A 23624-nucleotide genomic window follows, 5' to 3' on the forward strand; every position below is an offset into this window, starting at 1 on the left:
CCACGTTCGTAGCGCCGCCCTTTTGGATCACAGTGTCCGCTACGGCCGGTCGCGTCGAAGCTGGGCGAATTACCTCCTCCTATGGGCACCCTGCGAGGGCAGCGGGGATCCAGGTGGTACGGGCCGCGACGTCGGCGTGGGGCGCTTCCGGTGCGGTGTGGTGGGTGGGGCGGCGGGGAGGTTGGCGGCGTGGCGGAGGCGCCAGAGGAGGACGTCGGTCAGGGCGCCGGCCGTGGTGAGTTTGCGGTTGTCCACAGCCCTGTGGAGGAGGGCGACGGGGTCGTGGCCAGCCTGGGCCGCTTCCGTGAGGGTGGCCGCGAGGGCCGGCCAGTTGGGTTCGGCTTAGATGCGGGCGGCCTCTGTCGGGAGGACAGCGCGGATCACTTCCGCCACGTGGTGCTGGGCCGGGGCGGGGAGGGACTGGCCGGTGGCGCGCATCGTGGTGAGGGGTGCGCTCGCGGCGGCCTGGTAGGCCGCGCGGAGGTGGGTGGCGGTCTGGCGGGAGGCGGCTGCCTGCTGGGCGTGGCCGCGGGCGGCGTGCCAGTCGGCTGCCACCACGGCGGCCGTGATCAGGATGCTGAGGAGCATGGCCGTTGCCGCGCCGTCTTCGCCCTTGCCGAGGGCTGGGCCGGACTGGACGAGGTCGCGGGCGGCCCTGCGGAGGGCCTGGTTGTGGGAGTTGCCGGCCTGAATGTGGGAGCGGGTGGCGCGTTCGAAGCTGCGCGCCGCCGCTTGGAGTTCGGCGCGGGTGTTGGCTGGGCTGGTCTGTGCGAGGGCGTCGAGGACTTCGCCGATGCCGACGAGTTGGTCGGCGGCTTCTCCGCTGTCGTCCTGGTCCAGTGACCGGAGGGCGTCCGCTGCGGCTGTGGTTGCGGCGCGACGGGCTCGGGCTGGTTCGGCGGTTCCTTCGGAGGGCGGCACGGCGTCGGCGGCCAGGCGCTGCCGGATGCGGGGGAGGGAGAGGTCGGGGGCGAACTTTGAGCCGGAGAACCTGATGGGCTTGCCGTCGCGGTTGCGGTCGCCGGGCAGGGCGACGGTGAAGCCGGTGACGTCACCGGAGGGGGCCACACGCTTGGTGATCCGGACGCCCTGTGCGGTGAGACGGCGGAAGAACTCTTCCTCGGTGGACGCCCCTGCCAGGGCGCGGCGGACGGCGTCGCGGAGTTGGTCGCGGGCGGGGCGGTCCAATCCGCGGCGGTCGGCCTTTCGGCGTTCGGCGCTGGTGGCGCGTTTCGCCGCTGTGCCGTCGCCCGCATGGAGTTCGCGCAGGCCGAAGTCCGTTTCGATGGCTCGGGCTTCGGCTTGGACTGCCTTCCGGTCGAAATTCCGGCGGGCGGTACGGCCGTCCTCCCGGACGAGGGTGGCGGCGATGTGGATGTGGTCGGGCGCGTGACGTACGGCCACCCAGCGACAAGCCTTCGTGTCGCCTTCGGGCGCGATGCCGGCGGCGTGCACGATGCGGTGGACGACGGCGGCCCACTCGTCGTCGGTCAGGGGACGGTCGTCGGCGGCGGCGCGGACGGAGCAGTGCCAGATCGTCGTCTTCGGGCGCTGCTCGCGGGGGAGGGACTTGACCGGGAGGTCGAGTTGGCGGGCGAGTTTCGTGATCGCCTCGCGGCTGGCCGTGGGACCGGGGTCGGGGGCGAAGTCGTTCCAGGAGGCGACCATGTGCTGGTCGGTGTGTTCGTTGGCCTTGCCGGGTCCGTAGAGGTACGTGATCAGGCCGTATGTGCCGCCGGCGCCTTCGGTGATCTTGGGTATCACGGCGGCTACCGCCAGGCGATCTGGAGGGCGGCCGTATCCACGTCGTCCAAGGCTATGTGGATGACCCGGAGGGTGCGTTGGGCCAAGGCGTGGAGAGCGTCGCTGGGGCGGAGGTGGGCCAGGACCTGGTTGAGGTTGTTGCCGACGGCGGCGAACTGGCGATTGGACTCCATGAGTTCTTCGAGCCGGCGGCGGGTGTCGGCGATGGCCGCCCTGGGATCGGCGGAGCGCGCGGCGAGGAGCGCGGCGACGGCGGCGTATCCGCCTGGCTTCAGGTGGCAGACGCGCGCTGCGGCTATGAGGTCGGCCCATTCGCTGTCGCTGAAGCAGGGGTGGGCGCGGTTCCGGCGGGCGGTGCGCGATCGTCGGCGGTGGTAGCGGCCGATATCGGCGGCAGGCGTCGTCGGACAAGGTGACTGCTTCGTTCCGGCCGGGGGAAGGGCGGTTACCGCCGAGGCGACGTGTGCGACGGTGAGGGCGACGCGTTCGAGGAGGCGGGCGGCCCTGGGGGCTGGTGTCGGCCATGTGGCGGCCGTCCTCGCGCCAGCCGTCGGGGCGCGAGAGGAGGTCGGCCAGCAGGCCGCGGGCGGTGTAGGACAGCCGTCGGTCCTGCAACAACGCGTTGGGCAGGACCGTGAAGCCGCGCGTATGGCGGCTACGATGAATCTGCATCGGGAGTGAGTTCCTCCTGTGCCGGACCCCGGAGCGTTGGCGCGCTGCCGGGGTCACCCTATTAAGTTCGTCGGTGACAGAACGTACCACGCGGTTCGCCCAAGATCGACTGCTCTTGGGCGGCTTGCGATCAGGCGGAACGTTCCTCCCGAGAACGAGGAAGCCGACGTCGGCGTGAAGCGAGTACACGGCGTCCTCCCTCGGTCAGCGGTCCGAGCTGCGCCCGGCGGTGGGAGCGGACGGTACACCCTTTTCCCGGATGGGCCTGCGACGCCGATTCCCGTATGGTCCTGGCGCCCCGCGGGATCACGGTCCGGCGGGTCAATCCGTGGTGAAGGGCGCGTAACCCACCGGCAGCTCGCTGACCTGCAGATCTGAGAAGACCAGGGTGAGACGGTGGGCATTGGTCTCGATGCGGACCTCATGGAAGTCGATCCCGATGCTCTGCTTCCAGCGACGTGCGGTCTCGGACTCGGAAAGGACGGTGGCGCCCGGGTAGAAGGGATGCCACTTCACGCCCCAGACGTATCCATCGAGGTCGACGCCTGTCTCGTAGTCGATGAGGCGCTCGTCCAGCGAGGAACGCCAGGTCTCCGGCTGCACCGTCGTCTGGCAGCGGGCTTCGACGCAGTACTTGAAGAGGTACCGCACGTAGGCCGGTTCGATGCCGGTGCGGGGATCTGCCGTCATGTGAACAATGACCTCGTAGTCCCGCATGTAGCTGGTGTAGCCGTGATGCACCACTGCGCTGTCGAAGGCATCGTTCAGCAACTGTTCGAGGAGTGCGGCATCCATGTCGCTGTTCTACTGCACGTGATCAGCTGTCCGTGATCGGTCCCTGTCGGGAGAGAGATAGCCGGCGGCGGGTCCTGTCGACCTCGGTGACGACGAGCGTCATCTCCTCGCCGATGCGGACGACGCCCGACAGCACCTCCTCGGGCCCTGCAATGAGGTGTTCCCGGTGAACGAACCCCTCGATTCCCTCGATCCCGTCGACCCGGACGAAGGCGCCGAACGGCACCACCTTGGTCACCTCGCCGCGCAGTTCCTGCCCCACCACGACGCGGTCGGCGAACATCTGGAAGGGGTCCGGCTGCATCGCACGCAGTGACAGCCTGGCCTCCAGGTTCCACGTGTCGAACTGGAGGAATTCGCACGTCACCCGCTGCCCGACCTGGACAACCTCGGTTGCCTCGTCGAAGGACTGCCAGGAAAGTTCGGGGTAGGTGATGAACCCGACGCCGGGGAAGAGCGGGTGGCTGGGGCCGTCGTCAAGGGCGACGAAGACCCCGAACGGCTCAATCACCGCGACGGTGCCGGACAGCGTCGCGCCGGGGGCCAGCGATGTGAGGAAGGCCCACATCTCCGGGTGCTCAGGCACGCCGCTCATGCGGTTCACCTTTCAGCTTCACACCGACCGCCCCGTACGGAAGGCTGCTGTCCTGGCCAGTAGCTTACGGGGGCTGCAGGTCCAGGCGGTTCGGGCGGGCGATCAGGTGTGCATTGCCCCTGGCACCAGGTAGGGGTGGGGCATGGGGATGTTCAGCGGAAAACGGGCCGGCCAGCGGGAATTTCCGCCGGAGTTGGTCGACGAGGCCAGGGCCAATCCTGGAGGCTGGGTCTACGAGATCGACGGGGAGATGGTCGACGACCCGAACGGGGACGTGCCCCCCGAGGCCATTATCGGAGCGTGGCAGGTCAACGCACTCGGGAAGATCTACGGTGACTTCCGGCCGAATCCGAACTACCGGCCAGGAGTGGAGGGCTCGTAGCTCGGCGTCGGTGCGCCGGACGGCCCAGGCCACCACGCCGCAGTCATACGGCGATTACTCGTCCTCCATTCGCTGGAGGATCTGCTCGAAGTCGCCTTCGTTGAGTACGCTGCTGATCGCCTCGGTCATATTGGCGATGCCGGCCTCGCGGACGATCAGCCCGTCCGAGCACCAGAAATAGCGACCTCCCGCCTCCTCACCGCTCTGGGCCCACCTTTCCATCAGGCGCTGCACCTCGGCGACGGTAAATACGGTCGCGCTCGAGCGTGAGCCGTCAGTGAGGCGGACCTCGACGTCGACGTTGCACACCGCGTCCAGATCCTCGCCCGCACTCGGCAGGAAGGACGCCACGAAACGATCCGTACGGACCCGGTACCAGGGCTCGTCCCACCAGCCCTCGGCTGCCTCGGAAGGCGCATCATCGGTCATCGCGCGAGTATGCCGAGCCGGGATCCTGGCGCTCAACCGACTTCTCGTCACGGTCCGCCGGGATGCGTCCGCGATTCCGTGCCAACGTCCCGGCGCAGTCGCCCGACCAGGGAAAAGTCGCACCTGAATACGCTTCCCCACCGCCGTGACGACGAGGTGCAACAGCACCTCCGCCATCTGACCGCCGCGACCGAACAGCCGAGAGAGGAGGGTCCATGCATTCGCCAGTCGCGCGCCGCTGGGCTCTCAACGGGTCTCGTAGAGCGATGCACTGACGCTTCGTCAGCCTGAGTAATCACCCGGTCCGACCCCGCCGCGCCCACGCGTCCGGTCGCTGGGGCCAACGGCACGCATCCGCACGCCCTCACGAGGACCCCACCATGCCTCCTCCCGATCCCGTCAACCTGCCCGTCCTCTACCGGCCCGCCCAGATCGCCGACGTCCTCGGCTGTTCGGAGTGGTGGGTCAAGGAGCAGGCCCGGCGGCGCCGAATTCCGTTCACCCGGCTCGGCGGCAGCTACCGCTTCACCGCCGGCCACCTCGCGGAGATCATCCGCATCTTCGAGGAACGGCCGCTCTCCCCGCCCGAGGCCAGCACCTTTCCGTCCGCCAGGTCGGCGCACCGGACGGCCCGCGCCGCACCGGTCGCGGCCGAGCCACGGCTCAACGCCCGGCCGCCGCGACGCCGCAGGACATCCACAGAACCTACGACCACCACCCCGGAAGGAGCCAGACATGGGATACGGCGAGAAGCGCGGCGACTACTGGCGCGCCCGCTACAAGATCGCGCCCGGCAAGTACCGCACCCTCGCCGACGCCAACGGCGAGCTGCTGCGCTTCCACACCAAGCGGGCTGCCGAGCAGGCCGCCAACGAGGAGGAGGCGAAGGTACGTGGCGGGCGGTGGCATGACCCGGCGGCGGCGCGGATCACCTTCGGGGAGTACGCCAACCGCTGGTTCACCCTGCAGGACCTCGCTCTCTCCACCATGCAGAACTACCGGCGGCACATCGAGGAGCACCTGCTCCCGTACTTCAACGACCTGGAGGTCGGCGAGATCAACCGGCACCACGTCGAGGAGTGGGAACGGCAGGAGCGAGGGCGGGGATACGCGCCTGCCACCTTGAAGACCTGGCGCAGCACCCTGCACCTGATCCTCGGTGACGCGGTGGACGACGGGCTGCGCGAGACGAACCCCGCCGCGCGGCGCAGGGGACGCGGCAAGCGTGCCGGGCGCTCGCGCAACCGCGGGCCGGAGAAGGTGATCACGGACGCGCTCGGCATCCTGCTCATCGCCGAGCGCGCCGCACTGCTGACCGGGCGGGACGACGAGTTCGTCGCCGTCGTCACCAAGGGCTACACCGGTGTCCGGTGGGGCGAACTCATGGGCCTGGAAGCGCAGTTCATACGGCCTGGCTCTCTCCGCGTCGAGTGGCAGCTCTACGAGCTGGACGGCGGCGAGTTCCACCGGTGTCCGCCCAAGGACGACTCCTACCGGACCATCGACACCCCCGACTTCCTGACGGGACTGCTCGCGAGGCACGTCGCCGCCAAGCGGCCGGAGCCCTGCCGCTGCCACGGACTGCGGTACGCCTTCAACGGCTACAGCGCCGCAAACGGGGCCGCCCGCCGACCCGGCGCGAAGATCGTCGATGTCGCCCGCAAGGCGGGAGTCTCCGCCGGGACCGTCTCCAACGTCCTCAACTGGCCGGGCCTCGTATCGGAGACAGGCGGCTCCGGGTAGAGGCTGCCATCGCCGAGTTGGGGTACGTCCGAAACGCCGCCTCAGGCGAACTCGCGCCCCACTGGCGGCGCAGCGGCTTCGCCTCGTGGCTCTTCTATCCGGCCACCACCGGCTCGTACCCGACCCGGGCTCCTCGCGACGCCCACCCCGTGCCGCTGCTCGCCGAGCCCTGGCCCGGCATCCCCGCCCGGGGGAGGGGCGCTGCCCAGCGTGCCCAGGCCTGCTGGGTGCCGATCGCGCCCGGGCTGACGCCCCACGGGCTCCGGCACACCCACCGGACGATCATGGAGGAGGCCGGCACCCCGCCCAAGCTCATGGACGAGCGGCTCGGACACGAGGACGGCTCCGTCCAGGCCCGCTACTCCCACGTCACCCCGCGCATGCGCGCCCGCCTCATGGACGTGCTCACCGAGCAGTGGGAGGAGGCACTCGACATACGCCGCGCAATGAGTCCCGGCTCCCCGGTCGGGGCGCTCGACGGGCTCCTCAGATCGGGAGAAAGACCAGGCCAGAAGGCGGAAGAAGAGAGCCCCCGACCAAGATCTTCTCCCAATATTCTCCCAAGACCCCCCCCGCAAACGCCGTGAGGGGCGGTCTTCCTGATCGGAAGACCGCCCCTCACGTGCAGTGTCACCAGTCGGGGTGGCGGGATTTGAACCCACGGCCTCTTCGTCCCGAACGAAGCGCGCTACCAAGCTGCGCCACACCCCGGTGCAACGGGGTTTACTTTAGCGGACGGGGGGCTGAGGGCGAAATCCGGTTTCCTCGGGGGGAGGGGCGGTGGTGGTCGAGGAGGATCAGGAGGAGGGAGAGGGCGGCGAAGGCGAGGGCGAGGAGGAGGGCGGTGAGGAGGGTGGCGGGGTAGCCGCGGGTGTCGACGTCGAGGAAGGGATAGGGGTAGCCGGAGAAGGGGCCGCGGATGAGGGCGAAGGCGAAGTAGGCGAGGGGGAGCAGGAGCCATTGGCCGGCGTAGCGCCAGGGGAAGCGGCCTGGGGCGGTGAGCAGGAGCCAGTCGAGGACGACCGTGAGGGGGGTCACGGTGTGGAGGAGCTGGTTGGAGAAGGCGAGGGCGCCGGTGCGGGCGCCCAGGGCCTCGGACTCGGAGAAGTCGCTCGCGTCATTGGCGAGGACGAGGTGGTAGACGAGGCCGGTGATCACGATGCAGAGCAGGACGGCGCCGTGGATCAGCGGGGGGATCGGGGGACGCCGGGTCCAGGTGCGGTACGCGGACCAGGCGAAGGTCAGCGCGATCGCCGCGTTGGTGAGGACCGTGAAGTACGTGAAGACCCGCAGCGGCGGGAAGTGCGCGCACTCGATGGTGATTCCCGTCACCGCCGCTGCCGCGATCAGCAGCCGGAAGGCCGCCACGTACGAACGGGGGATTGCAGGCATGCCTCACCGTACGAGACGGCGGACGGCGGGACGGGTCAGCGGCTGGTGAGCGTCAGGAGTGTCGCCTCGGGCGGGCAGGCGATACGGACCGGGGTGAAGCGGTTGGCGCCGCAGCCCGCGGAGACGTGCAGGTAGGACGTGGAGCCGGTGGCCGTATGGGTGGACAGGCCCTTGACGCGGTCGGTGTCGAGGTCGCAGTTGGTGACCAGCGCGCCGTAGAAGGGGACGCAGATCTGGCCGCCGTGGGTGTGCCCGGCGAGGATCAGCGGGTAGCGGTCGGAGGTGAAGGCGTCCAGGACGCGCAGGTAGGGCGCGTGGACGACCGCCAGGTTGAAGTCGGTGTCCGGGTCGGGGCCGCCCGCGACCGCGGCGTAGCGGTCGCGCTTGATGTGCGGGTCGTCCAGGCCGGTGAGGCCGAGCACGGGGCCGTGGTCGAGCTTGAGCTGCCCGCGGGAGTTGCTGAGGCCGACCCAGCCCGCCGCGTCGAACGCGTCGCGCAGCTCGCCCCAGGGGTTGCGCAGGACGCCGTGCGCGGCGCGGTCCTTGCCGTTCAGACCGTGCTGGCCGCGCGCCTTCTCCACCAAGTACCGGGCGGGATTACGGAACTTGGGGCCGTAGTAGTCGTTCGACCCGAAGACGTACGTGCCGGGGAACTGCATCAACGGGCCCAGCGCGTCCAGGACTTCGGGTACGGCGATGGGGTCCGACAGATTGTCGCCGGTGTTGACGACCAGGTCGGGGCGCAGGCCCGCCAGCGACTGGAGCCAGCGGCGCTTCTTGTTCTGGCCCGACACCATGTGGATGTCGGAGACCTGGAGGATACGGATTGGGCGCATGCCCTCGGGCAGCACCGGGATGTCGACGCGGCGCAGGCGGAAGGACCGCGCCTCGAAACCGGCCGCGTACGCCAGGCCGGCCGCGCCGGCCGCCGTCACACCGAGGGGAATTCCGTATCGCGCGCGCATACGTCCATCGTGTCAGAGTCCGGGCCGTACGCGCGCCAAGGCCCCTCGACCGGCGCCGGGCGCACCCTTCAGCCGGGCGCACCCTTCAGACAGGAGCCCCCTCCAGACGGGCACCCTTCAGCCACGGCGCACCCTGCCACGGCCAGCCGCACAGACCCCCCGACGGGCAGTCGCCCCCCGCCTCCCTCGTATATGCGGCGCGACCGCCGCGCAGGGATGCGAAACTCGGCGTATGACCACCACGCTCAAGCAGCGACTGCACGACGACCTCACCAAGGCGATCAAGGGACGCGACGAACTGCGCTCCGCCACGCTCCGGCTCACCCTCACGGCCATCACGAAGGAGGAGGTCGCGGGCACCACCGCGCGCACCCTCTCCGACGACGAGGTGCTGAAGGTGATCACGCGCGAGGCGAAGAAGCGGCGGGAGGCGGCCGAGGCCTTCGCGCAGGGCGGCCGGGCGGAGTCGGCGGAGCGGGAGCGCGCCGAGGGCGAGGTGCTGGCGGAGTACCTGCCCAAGCAGCTCGGGGACGAGGAGCTGACCGCGATCGTGCGGGACGCCATCGCCGAGTCGGGGGCCGAGGGACCGCGCGCCATGGGCGCCGTCATGAAGATCGTCAACCCGAAGGTGGCCGGGCTCGCGGAGGGCGGCCGGGTCGCCGCCGAGGTGAAGCGCCAGCTCGCGGGCTGATCCGCGCACTCATCAGCGGACCTCACGAGTAAGGGGCGCCCTCCCAGGAGGGCGCCCCTTACGACGTCACTTATGCGCGGGCCGACGCCTCACACCTGCGTCGACCTGCGTCGACCTGCGTCGACCCCTACGTCGCCCCCGTCGTACCCCCCGCCCGGCCGTTCCCGCCGCCTGTGGTCAGGCCGGGGAAGGTCGGGAAGGGGTTGGGGCTGCCGTTGGTGGCGCCGTTGGCACCGGTCGCGCCCACGGTCGTACCCGTCGTCGTACCGCCGTTGGTGCCGCCGCCGGCGGCGCCCGCCGTGATGGCGCCGGTGGTCGTGCCCATCGTGGTGACGCCGCCGGGGCCGTGGCCGCGGCCCTTGTGCTTGTCGTCGGTGTTGGTGGCGTTGCCCGGGTTGTTCGGATCGGGCGACGCCGGGGGGTTCTTGCCCTTGTCCTGGATGTTGAGCGGCACCGTCACGAAGCTGAGCACCGGCTTGCCCTCCAGGGACGCGGAGACGGCGTCCTTCCAGATGGGGGCGGGGCCGTCGGCGCCGTACACCAGCGGGTAGTACTTGCCGCCGATGGTGATGTTCTTCATCTTCTTGGAGTGCTTGGGGTCACCCATCCACACGGCCGCCGCCATGTTCGGCGTGTAGCCGGCGAACCAGGCCGCCCACCGGTCGTCGGTCGTACCGGTCTTACCGGCGGTGTCCCGGCCGTCGTCCAGGTTGGCCGCCTCGCCCGTACCGTCGTCGACGACGCCCTTGAGCATCGTGTTGATGGTGTCGGCCGTGTTCTGCGACATCGCCTGCGAGCAGAGCGACTTGGGCACCGTCAGCTTCTTGCCGCCCGCCGCCGTCACGGACTGGATGGCGATCGGCGTGCAGTAGACGCCGCGGTTGGCGAAGGCGGCGTACGCGGCGGCCACATTGAGCGGCGACACCTCGTTGGTGCCGAGGGTGAGCGAGGCGATCTGGTTCAGCGGCTTGCCGTCGGCGCGGTTGAGGCCCAGCTTGGTCGCCATGTTGACGATCGGGCAGAGCCCGGTCTGGCTCTCGAGCTGGAGGAAGTAGGTGTTGATCGACTTCTTCAGCGCCTCGGGCATCTGGTACGGGCCCACCTCGGACGGGTCCTCGTTGCCCGTCTCGTCGGTGCCGTGGATCGTGTTGTTGTCGCAGGTCGTGACGTCGGGGTACGTCATCTTGTTCGGCGACGGCTCCGACTGGTCCGGCTTGTAGCCCGCTTCGAGCGCCGCGGCGGCCGTGATCGGCTTGAACGTCGAACCGTTCTGGAAGCCCTGGCCGCCGCCCATGTTGGCGTTGACCGAGAAGTTGATCTGCGTCTCGTTCTTGCCGAAGCCGTACGGCTTGCTCTGGCCCATCGCGACGATCTTGCCGGTGCCGGGCTCCACCAGGGTGACGGCGGCGGCGATGGCGTCGCTCTTGTAGACGTGCTTGCTGATGCCGTCCAGCACACCCGCCTGCGCCTTGGGGTCGAGCGTGGTCTTGATGGTCAGACCGCCGGTGTCCCAGGTCTTGGCGCGCTCCTCCTTCGTCTTGCCGAAGGCGGCGTTGGTGAGGAAGGTGTTGCGCACGTAGTCGCAGAAGAAGCCCGCGCCGTTGACGGCGGTGATGCAGCCGTTCTTCGGCGAGCTGACCTTCAGGCCGAGCGGCGCCTTCTGCGCGGTGGCGGACTGCTCAGGGGTGATGTCCTTGAGCTGCGCCATGCGCGCCAGCACCGTATTGCGGCGCTTGAGGGCTTCCTGCTCGTCGTTGATCGGGTCGTAGCGGCTCGGCGACTGGACCAGGCCCGCCAGCAGCGCGGCCTCGGTGAGCGACAGGTTCTTGGCGTGCTTGCTGAAATACCGCTGCGAGGCCGCCTCGACGCCGTACGCCTGCTCGCCGAAGAAGGTGATGTTGAGGTAGTTCTCCAGGATCTTCTTCTTGCCGAGTTCCTTCTCGACCTGGATCGCGTACTTCATTTCCTTGATCTTGCGGCCGATCGTCTGCTGGGTGGCGAGGGCGACCTTGTTGGGGTCGTCGCCCGCCTCCTCCACGAAGACGTTCTTCACGTACTGCTGCGTCAGGGTCGAGGCACCCTGGGTGCCGCCCTCCGACGCGTTGTTGCTGAGCGCGCGCAGGATGCCCTTGGGGTCGAGCGCGCCGTGCTCGTAGAAGCGCGAGTCCTCGATGGCGACGATGGCGCTGAGGACATTGGGGCTCATGTCCTCGATCGGGACGACGGTGCGGTCGCGCGAGTAGACCGTGGCGATCAGGCCGCCGTGCGCGTCCAGGATCTTCGACGCCTGGCTGAGCGGCGGGGTCTTCAGCTCGCCCGGCAGGTCGTCGAAGCCGGCCGCGGTGCCCTTGGCCGACAGGCCGAGCGCGCCCACGGCGGGCAGCGCGATGCCCGCGAGGACCACGCCGGAGAGCACGCTGACGCCGAGGAACTTGGCGGCCTGCTGGGCTGTGCTCAGCCCCCCGCCCGATCGCTTGTGTGCCATGGAGGCAGCCTACGTTGCGATTCCCCGGACGTGCGCCCAACTGTTCGCCTACTCTGTAACGGACAGGGCGCGATCGTCGGGCGCGTTCCTGCCTTCCTTCGTCACTCTTGTGAGTGATGAGAACTGCCCGAAATTCGGCATATGCCGAGGGACTTGTCCCTTATGGCGAGACGATGTGTGCTACTTCGCCTCTTAAGTCCGATATTGGTGCCACATAAGCCCGCCTCACTCCGTTGGGTGATCTCCCGCGCACGCATAGTCCGTTCGGGCCATGCAAGATTGGGCCGGAAAGGGCTGTTGCGCCGCGCCTACCTTCCGTAACGTCCTCAACTGGCAACGGTGAATATGCCGCTTGCCGCCGTGGGGGAGCCTCGATTCGGGAGAGGACGGCGCCAGCATGAGTAGCTGGGTAACCGACTGGAGCACGCAGGCGGCGTGCAGGACCACAGATCCGGACGAGCTGTTCGTCCAGGGCGCGGCTCAGAACAGGGCCAAGGCGGTGTGCACCGGCTGCCCGGTGCGGACCGAGTGCCTGGCGGACGCGCTCGACAACCGGGTGGAGTTCGGCGTGTGGGGGGGTATGACCGAGCGTGAACGCCGTGCGCTGCTGCGACGGCGCCCCATGGTGACCTCGTGGCGCAGACTGCTGGAGACGGCACGCACCGAGTACGAGCGCAGCACCGGCCTCATCCCGCTCGACGACGAGGACGACTACGCCGCCGCGGGCTGACGACCGGTCAGAACCGCACCATCACGTACGTGGTCCGGCCCCGCGTCACCGCGCGGTCCGACCTCGCACCACTACGCGGCCGCGGGCCGACCGTCCGCCAACTGCTCGCCGATCGCCCGCAACCCGGTCAGATCGTGTACGTCACCGGGCAGCGCTGTCACGTCCACCATGGGCACCTCCGGGTGGACGGACACAAAGCGGTCGCGCGTGCGTCGTTCACGCGCGACCACCTGCATGCGTTCGGCATGGAGGCGCAGCAATCCGGCGGCCAGCCGTTCGGTACCGGCCGCGGTCGCTGTGCTGGACGTGCTCGCTGTGCTGCCCGTGCTCGCAGTGCTGGACGTGCCTGAGCCGCTGGCGCTCGAGCTGCCGGCGGTGCTTGCCTGACTGGCCGCGGAGGCCCGCTGGGAGTCAGCCTTCCCGGTCGGATGATCCACAATGCCGCCGTCCGCAAGATTTTCTTCCAGCGCCTCCTCCAGGGCCTCGGCGGCGGCCAGCGCCCGCTCCGCGGTGAGGTGCGCGGCGCCGCTGCCGTGGACGCGGTTGAGGACGAGACCGGCGAGCGGCATGTCCTCGGCCGCCAGGCGTTCCACGAAGTAGGCCGCCTCCCGAAGGGCGTCCCGCTCCGGGGCGGCGACCACCAGGAAGGCCGTGCCCGGCGCCTGGAGCAGCCGGTACGTGGCGTCGGCGCGGGTCCTGAAGCCGCCGAACATGGTGTCCATGGCGGCCACGAAGGTCTGCACGTCGCGCAGCAGCCCGGCGCCCATCACCTTGCTGAGGGTGCCGGTCATCATCGACATCCCGATGTTGAGGAATTTCACCCCGGCCCGGCCGCCGACCTTGGCCGGGGCCATCAGCAGCTTGATGAACTTGCCGTCGAGGAAGGAGCCGAGCCGCTTGGGCGCGTCCAGGAAGTCCAGCGCGCTGCGGCTCGGCGGGGTGTCGACGATGATCAGGTCCCAGGCGTCCTGGGCCCTGAGCTGGCCCAGCTTCTCCATCGCCATGTACTCCTGCGTGCCCGCGAAACCGGCCGACAGGGACTGGTAGAAGGGGTTCTCCAGGATCGCGCGGGCCCGCTCCTGATCGGAGTGCTGGACCACGACCTCGTCGAAGGTCCGCTTCATGTCCAGCATCATCGCGTGCAGCGAACCGCCGGCGGACCGATCGATTCCGGCCACCTCGCGCGGGGTGTTGTCCAGTTCGGTCAGGCCCATGGACTGGGCCAGCCGCCGCGCCGGGTCGATCGTGAGTACGACGGCCGTACGGCCGCGCTCGGCCGCGCGTACGCCCAGGGAAGCGGCGGTCGTCGTCTTGCCGACACCGCCGGAACCGCAGCACACGATGATCCGCGTCTTGGGGTCGTCGAGCAGCGGGTCGATCTCCAGCACGGGGCTCTCCAGGCTCATGGGTCAGGCCTCGTCTCCGGTGTCGGTGTCTTCGTCCGGGTGAGCGGCGGATTTCCCGCGGGCGCCGTCCTTGGCGAAGGTGCCGCCGAAGCCCGGCACGGCCTGCTTGCGCAGGCTGTCGGCCAGCCGGTAGAGCCCGCCGAGGTCCACGCCCTCGCCGATCAGCTCCAACTCCCTTACGGGAAGGCCGAGTCCGCCGATCTCGGCGCGCTGCTCGCGCTCCAGGACCACCCGCTCGGCGTGCTCGTACGCCTGGGCGAGCAGCGGGTCGACCAGCCGCTCGGCGACCCCGCCGCGCCGGGCGCCGCCGAGCCCGGCCTGGGACAGCGCCTTGGCGACGGCCGTGCGCCGCTTGCCGACGCCGCCACCGCTGCCGCCCGCCGGGAGGTCGGTGACCTGGGCGAGGGCGGCGTCCTCCAGGAGGACGGGGCGCACCATGTTGACGATGACGGCGCCCACCGGCAGCCCGGCGGAGCGCAGGTCCGCGACGCCGTCCATCGTCTCCTGGACCGGCATCTCCTCCAGGAGCGTCACCAGGTGGACGGCGGTCTGCGGGGACTTCATCACGCGCATCACGGTCTGCGCCTGGTTGTGTATGGGGCCCATCCGGGCCAGCCCGGCGACCTCGTCGTTGACGTTGAGGAAGCGGGTGATCCGCCCAGTGGGCGGGGCGTCGAGCACCACCGCGTCGTACACCGGCCAGCCCGCCTTGTCCTTGCGGCGGACGGCCTCGCAGACCTTGCCGGTCAGCAGCACGTCCCGCAGCCCGGGGGCGACGGTGGTGGCGAAGTCGATCGCGCCGAGCTTCTTGAGCGCGCGCCCGGCGCGGCCGAGCTTGTAGAACATGTCCAGGTAGTCCAGCATCGCCAGCTCGGCGTCGATGGCCAGCGCGTGCACCTCGCCGCCGCCGGGTGCGGAAGCGATTTTCCGCTCCTGGTACGGCAGCGCCTCGGTCTCGAAGAGCTGGGCGATGCCCTGCCGCTCCTCCACCTCGGCCAGCAGCACACGCCGTCCCTCGGACGCGAGCGCGAGGGACAGCGCGGCGGCGACCGTGGTCTTTCCCGTGCCGCCCTTGCCCGTCACGATGTGGAGCCTGACGGCGGAAGACTGTTGAGGGCTCACCTTGCGAGCCTAACCACTGAAGGCACCACGTACTCGGGCGGCCGTGCGGTTGGGGTGACGGCGCGATGACCGCCGGGTGTCGATCCGGGGTGACGGCGCGCGGCCGAACGGGGGGCGCGGCAGTGGTCCGCGGGTGGTCCGCGTACGGTCCCCGCCGGTCGGGGAGCGCCGTGCCGGACGGCCGCCGGGGAGGCACTACAGTCGCCGTATGGCGAAGAAGTGGGAATACGCGACCGTGCCGCTGCTCGTGCACGCGACGAAGCAGATCCTCGACACGTGGGGCGAGGACGGCTGGGAACTGGTGCAGGTCGTGCCGGGGATGAGCCCCGAGCAGCTCGTGGCGTACTTCAAGCGGGAGAAGGCGGCGTGAGCGGCGCCGTCGACGTGCGGCTCGCGGAGCTGGGGCTGACGCTGCCGGACGTGGTCCCGCCGCTGGCGGCCTACCAGCCCGCGGTGATCTCCGGGCGGTACGTCTTCACCTCGGGGCAGCTCCCCATGGTCGAGGGCAAGCTCGCGCTGACCGGCAAGGTCGGCGCCGAGGTCACCGCCGACGAGGCGAAGGACCTGGCCCGCATCTGCGCGCTCAACGCGCTGGCCGCCGTCCGCTCGGTCATCGGTGACCTCGACCGGATCGCCCGTGTGGTCAAGGTCGTCGGCTTCGTCGCCTCCGCCCCCGACTTCACCGGCCAGCCCGGTGTGATCAACGGCGCCAGCGAGCTGCTCGGCGAGGTCCTCGGTGAGAAGGGCGTGCACGCGCGCAGCGCCGTCGGCGTGGCCGTCCTCCCGCTGGACGCCCCGGTCGAGGTCGAGGTCCAGGTCGAGCTGACGGACTGAGTCCGCCGGTCCGCCGCCCGCGGGGAGGTCCCCGCGGGCGGCGGCTCTCGAACATCGCGGGGAGGCCCCCGCGAGCGGCGGCTCTCGAACATCGCGCCGGATGGACGTAGCATCCCGCCCATGACCAGGACCGACGGACAGATGTTCCCCGCCTCGTGGCCGGACCGCATCCGGGCGCTGACGAGCGGGGAACTGGTCCCCGTCACGCCGCGGCGGGCGGCGACCGTACTGCTGCTGCGGGACACCGACGCCGGCGGACCGGCCGTCCACATGCTGCGCAGACGCGCCTCCATGGCCTTCGCCGGGGGCGCGTACGCGTATCCGGGCGGCGGCGTGGACCCGCGCGACGAGCGTCCCGTGGGGTGGGCCGGGCCGTCGCTGGCGGCGTGGGCGGCGGCGCTGGGGGCGAGCGAGGCGGTCGCGCAGGCCGTGGTGTGCGCGGCGGTGCGGGAGACCTTCGAGGAGTCGGGGGTGCTGCTCGCCGGGCCCGACCCGGAGACCGTCGTCGCCGACATCACCGGGGCGGACTGGGAGGCGGACCGGGCCGCGCTGGCCGCTCACCACCTGTCCTTCGCCGACTTCCTGGCCCGCCGCGAACTCGTCCTGCGCTCCGACCTGCTCGGCCCCTGGGCGCGCTGGATCACCCCGGAGTTCGAGGAGCGCCGCTACGACACCTGGTTCTTCCTCGCCACCCTCCCGGCCGGGCAGCGCACGCGGGACGTGTCGGGCGAGGCGGACCACACCGTGTGGCTGCCGCCCGCCGAGGCCGTCGCGGGCTACGACCGCGGCGAGCTGAGCATGCTGCCGCCGACCGTCACCACGCTGCGCGACCTGCTGCCGTACGCCTCTGCCGCGGACGCGCTCACCGCCGCGGGTGACCGGGACCTCACCCCGGTCCTGGCCCGCGCCGCCCTCGACGAGCACGGCGACGTCGTCCTGACCTGGCCGGGACACGACGAGTTCACCCGCTTCATCCCGGGCACGGCGGGTCCGCTGCCGGACCGGGGCCAGGGCCAGACTCAGGACCAGGACCAGGACCAGGACCGGCCTCAGGACCAGGGCCAGGACCGGGCTCAGGACCAGGACCGGGCTCAGGACGCGGTGCGGAGCGAGGACCCGGACCGGGCCCAGGACGAGGGAGCGGGCCGATGACCGCCGCGAAGCCGCCCGGCGAGCCGCGGGCCACCATCGGCGGTCGGGCCACCGCCCGCGCCCTGTGCGTGCTGGCGCCCAACCCCTCGGCGATGACCCTGGACGGCACCAACACCTGGATCGTGGCCGAACCCGACTCACCGCTGGCCGTCGTCATCGACCCCGGCCCGCTGGACGAGGGCCACCTCGCCCACGTGGTGGAGGTCGCCGAGCGGGCGGGCAAGCGCGTCGCCCTCACCCTGCTCACCCACGGCCACCCCGACCACGCGGAGGGCGCGGCCCGCTTCGCCGAACTGACCGGCACCCGCGTACGGGCCCTGGACCCGGCGCTGCGGCTCGGCGACGAGGGCCTGGCCGCGGGCGACACCGTCACCACCGGCGGCCTGGAACTCCAGGTCGTCTCCACACCCGGCCACACCGCCGACTCGCTCTCCTTCCACCTCCCGGCCGACGGCGCCGTCCTGACCGGCGACACCGTGCTGGGCCGCGGCACCACCGTGGTCGCGCACCCCGACGGGCGGCTCGGCGACTACCTGGACTCGCTGCGGCGGCTCCAGGCCCTGACGGTCGACGGCGGGGTGGACACCGTGCTGCCCGGGCACGGCCCCGTGCTCACCGACGCCCGCGGCGCCGTCGAGTACTACCTCGCCCACCGCGCGCACCGGCTCGCCCAGGTCGAGACCGCCGTCGAGTCGGGGCTGCTCACCGCCGCCGACGTCGTCGCCCACGTCTACGCCGACGTCGACCGCTCCCTGTGGCCCGCCGCCGAGCTCTCCGTCCAGGCCCAGCTGGCCTACCTACGCGAACACGGACTCATCGATCTGCCATGACACCCACCCCTCCGGCATCACCCGCCGCCCCTTCGCCCGGACCCGCCTTCGAGCCCTGGTCGCCCTCCTTCGTCGCCGACCCCTACCCGGCCTACGAGGCCCTGCGCGCGGCCGGCCGCGCGCACTGGTTCGAGCCGACCAGGCAGTGGCTCATCCCGCACTACGACGACGTCAACGCCCTGCTGCGCGACCGCCGTCTGGGCCGCACCTACCTGCACCGCTTCACCCACGAGGAGTTCGGCCGCGAGGCGCCGCCCGCCGAGCACGAGCCGTTCACCACGCTCAACGGCAACGGGATGCTGGATCTCGAAGCCCCCGCGCACTCCCGCATCCGCCGCCTGGTCGCCAAGGCCTTCACCCCGTGCACGGTGGAGAATCTGGCCCCCACCGTCGAGCGCCTGGCCGCCGGACTCATCACCTCCCTGCACGCCGACGGCGGCGGCGACCTGCTCTCCCGGGTCGCCGAGCCGCTGCCGGTCGCGGTCATCGCCGAGATGCTGGGCATCCCGGCCGCCGACCGCGGTCTGCTGCGGCCCTGGTCGGCGGCGATCACCGGGATGTTCGAGCTGAACCCCACCGAGGAGAGCGCCCGCCGCGCGGTCACCGCCAGCGAGGAGTTCTCCGCGTATCTGCACGAACTCATCGCCGCCCGGCGCACCGACCCCGGCGAGGACCTGATCAGCGCGCTGATCGCGGCCCGCGAGGACGGGGACGTGCTCAGCGAGCAGGAGATGATCTCCACCATCGTGCTGCTGCTGAACGCGGGCCACGAGGCCACGGTCAACACCACCACCATCGGCTGGCTCACCCTCTTCCACCACCCCGACCAGCTCCAACTCCTCTACGACGCCCCCGAGCGGCTGCGGGACGGCGTGGACGAGATGCTGCGCTACGACACCCCCTTGCAGATGTTCGAACGCTGGGTGCTGGACGACATCGAGGTCGGCGGCACGGTCATCCCGCGCGGTTCCGAGGTCGCCCTGCTCTTCGGCTCCGCCAACCGCGACCCGGCCCGCTTCACCGACCCCGACCGCTTCGACGTCACCCGCCCCGCCGCCGACAACCGCCATGTCAGCTTCGGCGCGGGCATCCACTACTGCCTCGGCGCCCCGCTGGCCCGCCTCGAACTCGGCGCGTCCTTCGGCACCTTCCTGCGCCAGGCGCCCGGCCTGCGGCTGGTCGCCGAGCCCGCCTGGAGCCCCGGCTATGTGATCCGCGGACCGGAGGAGCTGCTGGTCACCTGGTGACGGCGCGGGACCGCGCGCAGGGCCGTGGGGCGGACGCGCGCAGGGCCGTGGGGCGGACGGGCGGACGGGCGGACGGGCGCAGGACCGTACGGGCAGCCGCGCGCGGGACCGTACGGCGGGCCCGCGCGCACGGCCCCCTGCGCGGATCGCCGCGGGTCAGCCGGTGACGAGGTCGCGGCGGCGCAGCCCGGCCAGGCCGGCCGCGAGGGTCCCGGCGGCCACGAGTATCAGCCAGGCGTACGGCGTCGCGGTGATATCGCCGCCGGGCAGCTTCGGCACGTGGGTGAACGGCGACAGGTCGAGCAGGGGCTGCGGCAGCCGCAGCACCGGGCCGAGCTGGCCCATCATCACGAAGAGCCCGAGCAGGCCCCAGGCGGCCGTGGACGCCCTCGGCAGCAGGCCGAACAGCAGGGTGCCGAGCCCGATCAGCACCCACACGGCGGGCGCCTGCGCGACGGCCGCCCCGATCAGCCGGGGGACCTGCCCGCCGATGTCGTCGATGGCGCCGCCGTAGGCCAGGCCCATCAGCAGGCCGCCGGTGGCCAGCAGGACGACCGTGCCGAGCAGCGCGTGGACGAGGTGGCTCGCGGCCCAGCGCACCCTGCCGACCGACTGGGCGAGCACGGCCTCCGCGCCCTGCCCGGTCTCCTCGGTGCGCAGCCGCAGCACGCTCTGCACGGCGAAGACGGCGGCCATGATGCCGAGCAGGCCCATCGCGGTCGACAGGAACGCGTCGGTCAGGCCCTGGTGGCCGCCCATCCGCTGGAAGATGTCGTCCACCTGGCCGTTGCCGCCGATCAGGTCCCCGACGGAGTCGGTGACCGAGCCGTAGACCCCGCCCGCGACCGCCAGGCCCGCGGCCCACGCGTACAGGGTGCCGCGCTGCAATCGCCAGGCCAGGGCGAGGGGTCCGTTGAGCGAGCGGGCCGCCCGCGCGGGTCCCGGACGGGCGGGCAGCAGACCGGCCCCGGTGTCCCGGCGGGCGACCAGCGCGTACGCGGCGCCGCAGGTCAGTACGGCGAAGGCGGCGGCGGGCAGCAGCACCCACCACGCCTCGTCGGCGTACGGATGGAGGTGTTCGAGCCAGCCCAGCGGCGAGATCCACACCAGGGGCGAGGAGGAGTCGGTGGTCGCGGCGTCCCCGGCGGCGCGCAGCAGGAAGGCGCCGCCGAGCACGGCTCCCGCGACACCCTTGGCGAGCCGCGCGGTCTCGGTGACCTGGGCGGTCACCGCGGCGACCCCGGCGAACATCATGCCGCCGACCGCGAGGGCGAGGGCGAGCGCGACCGAGCCCGTCAGGCTCTGGCCGAGCACGGTCATGCCGCACAGGACGACCAGGGCGATGGCGACGTCGGCGGTCGCGGCGGCCGACAGGGCGGCGGTGAGCGGGGCCCGGCGGTCGACCATGGTCGCGCCGAGCATTTCCTGGCGGCCGGTCTCCTCTTCCTCACGGGTGTGCCGGACGACGATCAGCATGCTCATCAGCCCGGTGAGGGACGCGCCGAGCACGCCCATCCGCCAGCCGGTGAGCGCGCCGATCGTGTCCCAGTCGTAGATGGGTCCGAAGAGCGCGCGCAGCGGCGCGCTGGCGTTGGTGCTGCGCGCGAGGTCCGCGCGTTCGGCCTGGTCGCCGTAGAGCGTGCGGAAGGAGGCGGCGGTACCGATGACGGACGCGGCCAGCACGTACAGCCAGGCCGGGATCATCAGCCGGTCGCGGCGCAGAGCCAGTTGGGTGAGGGCGCCGGTGCCCGCGAAGCCGCTCATCGGGGCGTCGCCTTACGCGGACCGGTCGCGGACGGCGTACCGGATGCGGACGGTCTGTCGGGTCCGGACGGCGTACCGGATGCGGTCGTCCCGTCGGGTCCGGATGCGGGCGTACCGGTCGCGGTCGTCCCGCCGGGTCCGGACGGCGTACCGGCCCGGCCCTCGGCAGCCGACGCGTGACCGTCGGCGTCCGGGTCCTCGTAGTGCCTGCGGAACAGCTCCTCCAGGGTGGGCGGGCGGCTGGTGAGGCTGCGGACGCCGGTGTCGGCGAGGGCGCGCAGCAGGGCGTCGAGCTTGTCGGTGTCGGCCTGGAGGGTGACGTGGTGCCCGCTGACGTCCACGTCGTGCACGCCGGGCAGTTCGTCGAGGCCGCGCGGTGGGGCGGCCAGTTCCGCGGTGACGCTGGTGCGGGTCAGATGGCGCAGCTCGCCGAGGGCGCCGGTCTCCACGGTGCGGCCCTGGCGGATGATGCTGACCCGGTCGCAGAGCGCCTCGACCTCGCTGAGGATGTGGCTGGACAGCAGCACGGTCGCCCCGCGGTCCCTGGCCTGCTCCACGCAGCCCTGGAAGACCTCTTCCATCAGCGGGTCGAGTCCCGAGGTCGGCTCGTCCAGGATCAGCAGGTCGGCGTCCGAGGCGAAGGCGGCGACCAGGGCGACCTTCTGCCGGTTGCCCTTCGAATACGCGCCGCCCTTCTTCGTCGGATCCAGCTCGAACCGGTCGAGCAGTTCCTGTTTCCGGCTCGCGGCACCGCCGTCGGCCCGCTCGCCGGTCTCCCCGCGCCCGCGCCCGCGCCACCGGCCGCGCACAGCGCCTCCGCCGCCTCCGCCGCGCAGTCTGCCGAAGAGGTCGATGATCTCGCCGCCGCTGAGATTGGGCCACAGCGTGACATCGCCCGGCACGTAGGCGATCCGCCGGTGCAGGGCCACCGCGTCCCGCCACGGGTCGCCGCCGAGCAGCCGGGCCTCGCCGCCGTCGGCTCTGATCAGGCCGAGCAGGACGCGGATCGTGGTGGACTTCCCCGCCCCGTTGGGACCCAGGAAGCCGTGCACCTCGCCGGTGCGGACGGACAGGTCGAGTCCGTCGAGTGCGTGTGTGCGGCCGAAGGTCTTGTGGAGCCCGGCCACCATGATTGCGTCCGTCATGCTTGTGAAGCTACAGTACATTCAGAAATTTGTGAAGATGACGAAGCGGATAAACTTCACTCAGCGTGACGTGATCGGATCGGACGAGGGAGGCGGCGGCCATGGCGGACCCGCGGGACGAAGAGAGACCTGCGGAGGTGCTGACCTTCATCGAGCGCTTCGCCGCCGAGATGGTCGAGGCCGGAATGCAGCGGATGGCCGCCCGGGTCTTCTCCGCGCTGCTCGTGTCCGAGAACGGCGCGCTCAGCTCCGCCGAGCTGAGCGAAAGGCTCCAGGTCAGCCCGGCCGCGGTCTCCGGCGCCGTGCGCTACCTCGCCCAGGTCGGCATGGTGCACCGCGAGCGCGACCCCGGCTCGCGCCGCGAGCTGTACCGGGTGCACCACGACCAGTGGTACGAGACGTTCACCAGCCGCAGCGGCGTCCTCGCCCGCTGGGAGAACACCTTGCGCACCGGAATAGACACCGTCGGCGAGGAGACGGACGCGGGTCAGCGGCTCGCCGAGACCGCCGCCTTCTTCGACTTCCTGCAAAGGGAGCTCGGCGCGATGATGGACCGCTGGCGGGAGCACAAGGCCACGATGTGACGCGCGGCCCGCTGAAACGCTCCTGCCGCCCTCAGCGCGGCACCGTCAGCCGCCACGCCGACCGCTCCACCGTCCACGTACGGCTGCGCACCGGCCCGGTGACGGCGGAGTCCGCGCGGTAGCGGAAGTCCCGGCCCGAGACGGTGATGGTCCGCGCCTGCGCGCGTACGTGCTCCGCGCCCTCCGTACGGCGGACGAAGACCTCCGCCACGCCCGACGGCGAGGTGCGGACCGAGATCTCCTGCACCGGCTGGTCCAGATCGGCCAGCAGCACACCGTCGGCCTCCACGCGCAGCCGTTGCCGCGGCTGCTGACCGTTGACCGGGATCGGCGCGGTGAGGGTGCGGACCAGGGAGCGGGCGGTCTTCTCGACCGGCGTCCACCAGTGCGCGGCGGTCTGCGAGACCGGGGTGCCGCACGGGATGCTCAGCGTGCCGAGCACGATCCCGCCGCTCTCGTCGACCAGCAGGTCGAGCTCCCGCTCGACGCCGTCGAGCACCGCCCGCGCGGCCGCCAGCACCTGGCCCGGCACCCCGAGGCCGCGGGCCAGCGCGGACCGCGGCCCGATCGGCACCAGCGCGACCGGCGCCTCCCCGAGCGTGCGGTCGCGGTGCAGCGCGCGCACCATCCGCAGCAGCGCCGCGTCGTCGCCGAGCACCACAGGGTGACGGCGACCGCGGTGCGCCAGCGCGCGCTCCGCCTCCTCCGCGGAATCCGGGACGCAAACTTTTACGGAGTACGCGCCCGCGCACAGGACATCTTTGGCGATCCGCACGGATTCGCCGTCGACCGCGCGTGCCGCGGGGTCGATGACCAGGAGCAGGGGGTGCCCCCGGTCGGAGTCCGGGGGAGGATGCCCAGGAGACACGGCCGACACCTTGGTCCTTCCTCAGGTAA

The 23624-nt window shown here is 71.3% G+C and carries 20 protein-coding genes, 1 tRNA gene and 4 pseudogenes; 11 read left to right on the top strand and 14 right to left on the bottom strand.

Going from position 1 to position 23624, the window contains the following annotated elements:
• Nucleotides 1–69: 69 nt before the first annotated feature.
• The 4 genes and pseudogenes from ACFZAM_RS04420 to ACFZAM_RS04435 form a co-directional block, all read right to left on the bottom strand.
• Nucleotides 70–1764: pseudogene (locus ACFZAM_RS04420) on the bottom strand (mobilization protein).
• Between the two features lie 5 nt (nucleotides 1765–1769).
• Entirely contained in the window at nucleotides 1770–1937 is a 168-nt protein-coding gene (locus tag ACFZAM_RS04425; RefSeq protein ID WP_391042622.1) for a hypothetical protein, read from the bottom strand.
• An 820-nt stretch (nucleotides 1938–2757) separates the two neighbouring features.
• Nucleotides 2758–3231 (bottom strand): hypothetical protein, encoded by a 474-nt coding sequence (locus ACFZAM_RS04430; RefSeq protein ID WP_391042624.1) that lies wholly within the window; start codon nucleotides 3229–3231, stop codon nucleotides 2758–2760.
• Nucleotides 3232–3253: 22 nt separating this feature from the next.
• Entirely contained in the window at nucleotides 3254–3826 is a 573-nt protein-coding gene (locus ACFZAM_RS04435; RefSeq protein ID WP_391042626.1) for a S1 RNA-binding domain-containing protein, read from the bottom strand.
• A 148-nt stretch (nucleotides 3827–3974) separates the two neighbouring features.
• Here ACFZAM_RS04435 and ACFZAM_RS04440 point away from each other — a divergent pair, with 148 nt between their 5' ends.
• Complete coding sequence (locus ACFZAM_RS04440; protein WP_391042628.1) at nucleotides 3975–4208, top strand: hypothetical protein; 234 nt, start codon at nucleotides 3975–3977, stop codon at nucleotides 4206–4208.
• 54 nt (nucleotides 4209–4262) lie between these two features.
• Here the strand turns inward: ACFZAM_RS04440 and ACFZAM_RS04445 are convergent, their stop codons facing one another.
• A complete protein-coding gene (locus ACFZAM_RS04445; RefSeq protein WP_391042630.1) occupies nucleotides 4263–4637 on the bottom strand; it encodes a hypothetical protein in 375 nt (124 codons plus the stop codon).
• Between the two features lie 380 nt (nucleotides 4638–5017).
• Here ACFZAM_RS04445 and ACFZAM_RS04450 point away from each other — a divergent pair.
• Nucleotides 5018–5131: pseudogene (locus tag ACFZAM_RS04450) on the top strand (DNA-binding protein); the annotation flags it as partial.
• A 241-nt stretch (nucleotides 5132–5372) separates the two neighbouring features.
• Nucleotides 5373–6967, top strand: a pseudogene (locus ACFZAM_RS04455) (LacI family DNA-binding transcriptional regulator).
• Nucleotides 6968–7017: 50 nt separating this feature from the next.
• Here ACFZAM_RS04455 and ACFZAM_RS04460 read toward each other — a convergent pair.
• The 3 genes from ACFZAM_RS04460 to ACFZAM_RS04470 all read right to left on the bottom strand — a co-directional run bounded on the left by ACFZAM_RS04460 (nucleotide 7018) and on the right by ACFZAM_RS04470 (nucleotide 8737).
• A tRNA-Pro gene (locus ACFZAM_RS04460) sits at nucleotides 7018–7091 on the bottom strand.
• A 12-nt stretch (nucleotides 7092–7103) separates the two neighbouring features.
• The gene (locus ACFZAM_RS04465) at nucleotides 7104–7772 is read right to left on the bottom strand and encodes a Pr6Pr family membrane protein (RefSeq protein ID WP_391042632.1); all 669 of its coding nucleotides are present in this window, start codon (nucleotides 7770–7772) and stop codon (nucleotides 7104–7106) included.
• Nucleotides 7773–7807: 35 nt separating this feature from the next.
• On the bottom strand, nucleotides 7808–8737 hold the full coding sequence (locus tag ACFZAM_RS04470; RefSeq protein ID WP_391042633.1) for a metallophosphoesterase: 930 nt from the start codon (nucleotides 8735–8737) through the stop codon (nucleotides 7808–7810).
• A gap of 232 nt (nucleotides 8738–8969) precedes the next feature.
• On the opposite strand from ACFZAM_RS04470, the gene ACFZAM_RS04475 reads away from it, so the two are divergent.
• Nucleotides 8970–9428 (top strand): GatB/YqeY domain-containing protein, encoded by a 459-nt coding sequence (locus ACFZAM_RS04475; protein WP_391042635.1) that lies wholly within the window; start codon nucleotides 8970–8972, stop codon nucleotides 9426–9428.
• Nucleotides 9429–9555: 127 nt separating this feature from the next.
• Here the strand turns inward: ACFZAM_RS04475 and ACFZAM_RS04480 are convergent, their stop codons facing one another.
• Complete coding sequence (locus ACFZAM_RS04480; protein WP_355336102.1) at nucleotides 9556–11913, bottom strand: transglycosylase domain-containing protein; 2358 nt, start codon at nucleotides 11911–11913, stop codon at nucleotides 9556–9558.
• Nucleotides 11914–12310: 397 nt separating this feature from the next.
• Between ACFZAM_RS04480 and ACFZAM_RS04485 the strand changes: the two genes are divergently transcribed.
• Nucleotides 12311–12643, top strand: a complete 333-nt coding sequence (locus ACFZAM_RS04485) for a WhiB family transcriptional regulator (RefSeq protein WP_093716024.1) — start codon at nucleotides 12311–12313, stop codon at nucleotides 12641–12643.
• 71 nt (nucleotides 12644–12714) lie between these two features.
• Here ACFZAM_RS04485 and ACFZAM_RS04490 read toward each other — a convergent pair whose 3' ends face one another.
• Nucleotides 12715–14049: an ArsA-related P-loop ATPase gene (locus ACFZAM_RS04490; RefSeq protein ID WP_391042638.1), complete on the bottom strand. Its 1335-nt coding sequence runs from the start codon at nucleotides 14047–14049 to the stop codon at nucleotides 12715–12717.
• Between the two features lie 3 nt (nucleotides 14050–14052).
• Nucleotides 14053–15171, bottom strand: a complete 1119-nt coding sequence (locus ACFZAM_RS04495) for an ArsA-related P-loop ATPase (RefSeq protein ID WP_355336106.1) — start codon at nucleotides 15169–15171, stop codon at nucleotides 14053–14055.
• Between the two features lie 208 nt (nucleotides 15172–15379).
• Here ACFZAM_RS04495 and ACFZAM_RS04500 point away from each other — a divergent pair, with 208 nt between their 5' ends.
• The 5 genes and pseudogenes from ACFZAM_RS04500 to ACFZAM_RS04520 all read left to right on the top strand — a co-directional run bounded on the left by ACFZAM_RS04500 (nucleotide 15380) and on the right by ACFZAM_RS04520 (nucleotide 19234).
• On the top strand, nucleotides 15380–15541 hold the full coding sequence (locus ACFZAM_RS04500; RefSeq protein ID WP_188284144.1) for a DUF4177 domain-containing protein: 162 nt from the start codon (nucleotides 15380–15382) through the stop codon (nucleotides 15539–15541).
• A complete protein-coding gene (locus ACFZAM_RS04505; RefSeq protein ID WP_391042641.1) occupies nucleotides 15538–16005 on the top strand; it encodes an Atu1372/SO_1960 family protein in 468 nt (155 codons plus the stop codon). The genes ACFZAM_RS04500 and ACFZAM_RS04505 overlap by 4 nt, the downstream gene beginning before the upstream one ends.
• 120 nt (nucleotides 16006–16125) lie before the next feature.
• Nucleotides 16126–16983: pseudogene (locus ACFZAM_RS04510) on the top strand (NUDIX hydrolase); the annotation flags it as partial.
• A 170-nt stretch (nucleotides 16984–17153) separates the two neighbouring features.
• Nucleotides 17154–17987 (top strand): MBL fold metallo-hydrolase, encoded by an 834-nt coding sequence (locus tag ACFZAM_RS04515; protein WP_391042643.1) that lies wholly within the window; start codon nucleotides 17154–17156, stop codon nucleotides 17985–17987.
• The gene (locus ACFZAM_RS04520; protein WP_391042646.1) at nucleotides 17984–19234 is read left to right on the top strand and encodes a cytochrome P450; all 1251 of its coding nucleotides are present in this window, start codon (nucleotides 17984–17986) and stop codon (nucleotides 19232–19234) included. Before ACFZAM_RS04515 ends, ACFZAM_RS04520 begins: the two co-directional genes overlap by 4 nt.
• A 156-nt stretch (nucleotides 19235–19390) precedes the next feature.
• Here ACFZAM_RS04520 and ACFZAM_RS04525 read toward each other — a convergent pair whose 3' ends face one another.
• Both ACFZAM_RS04525 and ACFZAM_RS04530 read right to left on the bottom strand, forming a co-directional pair.
• Complete coding sequence (locus ACFZAM_RS04525; RefSeq protein WP_391042648.1) at nucleotides 19391–20998, bottom strand: ABC transporter permease; 1608 nt, start codon at nucleotides 20996–20998, stop codon at nucleotides 19391–19393.
• Nucleotides 20995–22143 carry an ATP-binding cassette domain-containing protein gene (locus ACFZAM_RS04530; protein ID WP_391042650.1) on the bottom strand — a complete coding sequence of 383 codons (1149 nt, stop codon included), beginning with the start codon at nucleotides 22141–22143 and terminating at the stop codon, nucleotides 20995–20997. Before ACFZAM_RS04530 ends, ACFZAM_RS04525 begins: the two co-directional genes overlap by 4 nt.
• A 101-nt stretch (nucleotides 22144–22244) precedes the next feature.
• Between ACFZAM_RS04530 and ACFZAM_RS04535 the strand changes: the two genes are divergently transcribed.
• Nucleotides 22245–22727: a helix-turn-helix domain-containing protein gene (locus tag ACFZAM_RS04535; protein WP_355336119.1), complete on the top strand. Its 483-nt coding sequence runs from the start codon at nucleotides 22245–22247 to the stop codon at nucleotides 22725–22727.
• A gap of 31 nt (nucleotides 22728–22758) precedes the next feature.
• On the opposite strand, the gene ACFZAM_RS04540 is transcribed toward ACFZAM_RS04535, so the two are convergent.
• Nucleotides 22759–23604 (bottom strand): diacylglycerol kinase family protein, encoded by an 846-nt coding sequence (locus tag ACFZAM_RS04540; RefSeq protein ID WP_355336121.1) that lies wholly within the window; start codon nucleotides 23602–23604, stop codon nucleotides 22759–22761.
• Nucleotides 23605–23624: the final 20 nt, after the last annotated feature.

Origin of the sequence: Streptomyces sp. NPDC008079 (assembly GCF_042957385.1) — a bacterium.
Classification (GTDB): domain Bacteria; phylum Actinomycetota; class Actinomycetes; order Streptomycetales; family Streptomycetaceae; genus Actinacidiphila.

Excerpts from the sequence above, each read along its gene's own strand:
- ACFZAM_RS04425 (WP_391042622.1), bottom strand. The coding sequence starts at position 1,937 with ATGGAGTCCAATCGCCAGTTCGCCGCCGTCGGCAACAACCTCAACCAG.
- ACFZAM_RS04430 (WP_391042624.1), bottom strand. The coding sequence starts at position 3,231 with ATGGATGCCGCACTCCTCGAACAGTTGCTGAACGATGCCTTCGACAGC.
- ACFZAM_RS04435 (WP_391042626.1), bottom strand. The coding sequence starts at position 3,826 with ATGAGCGGCGTGCCTGAGCACCCGGAGATGTGGGCCTTCCTCACATCG.
- ACFZAM_RS04440 (WP_391042628.1), top strand. The coding sequence starts at position 3,975 with ATGTTCAGCGGAAAACGGGCCGGCCAGCGGGAATTTCCGCCGGAGTTG.
- ACFZAM_RS04445 (WP_391042630.1), bottom strand. The coding sequence starts at position 4,637 with ATGACCGATGATGCGCCTTCCGAGGCAGCCGAGGGCTGGTGGGACGAG.
- ACFZAM_RS04465 (WP_391042632.1), bottom strand. The coding sequence starts at position 7,772 with ATGCCTGCAATCCCCCGTTCGTACGTGGCGGCCTTCCGGCTGCTGATC.
- ACFZAM_RS04470 (WP_391042633.1), bottom strand. The coding sequence starts at position 8,737 with ATGCGCGCGCGATACGGAATTCCCCTCGGTGTGACGGCGGCCGGCGCG.
- ACFZAM_RS04475 (WP_391042635.1), top strand. The coding sequence starts at position 8,970 with ATGACCACCACGCTCAAGCAGCGACTGCACGACGACCTCACCAAGGCG.
- ACFZAM_RS04480 (WP_355336102.1), bottom strand. The coding sequence starts at position 11,913 with ATGGCACACAAGCGATCGGGCGGGGGGCTGAGCACAGCCCAGCAGGCC.
- ACFZAM_RS04485 (WP_093716024.1), top strand. The coding sequence starts at position 12,311 with ATGAGTAGCTGGGTAACCGACTGGAGCACGCAGGCGGCGTGCAGGACC.
- ACFZAM_RS04490 (WP_391042638.1), bottom strand. The coding sequence starts at position 14,049 with ATGAGCCTGGAGAGCCCCGTGCTGGAGATCGACCCGCTGCTCGACGAC.
- ACFZAM_RS04500 (WP_188284144.1), top strand. The coding sequence starts at position 15,380 with ATGGCGAAGAAGTGGGAATACGCGACCGTGCCGCTGCTCGTGCACGCG.
- ACFZAM_RS04515 (WP_391042643.1), top strand. The coding sequence starts at position 17,154 with ATGACCGCCGCGAAGCCGCCCGGCGAGCCGCGGGCCACCATCGGCGGT.
- ACFZAM_RS04520 (WP_391042646.1), top strand. The coding sequence starts at position 17,984 with ATGACACCCACCCCTCCGGCATCACCCGCCGCCCCTTCGCCCGGACCC.
- ACFZAM_RS04525 (WP_391042648.1), bottom strand. The coding sequence starts at position 20,998 with ATGAGCGGCTTCGCGGGCACCGGCGCCCTCACCCAACTGGCTCTGCGC.
- ACFZAM_RS04530 (WP_391042650.1), bottom strand. The coding sequence starts at position 22,143 with ATGACGGACGCAATCATGGTGGCCGGGCTCCACAAGACCTTCGGCCGC.
- ACFZAM_RS04535 (WP_355336119.1), top strand. The coding sequence starts at position 22,245 with ATGGCGGACCCGCGGGACGAAGAGAGACCTGCGGAGGTGCTGACCTTC.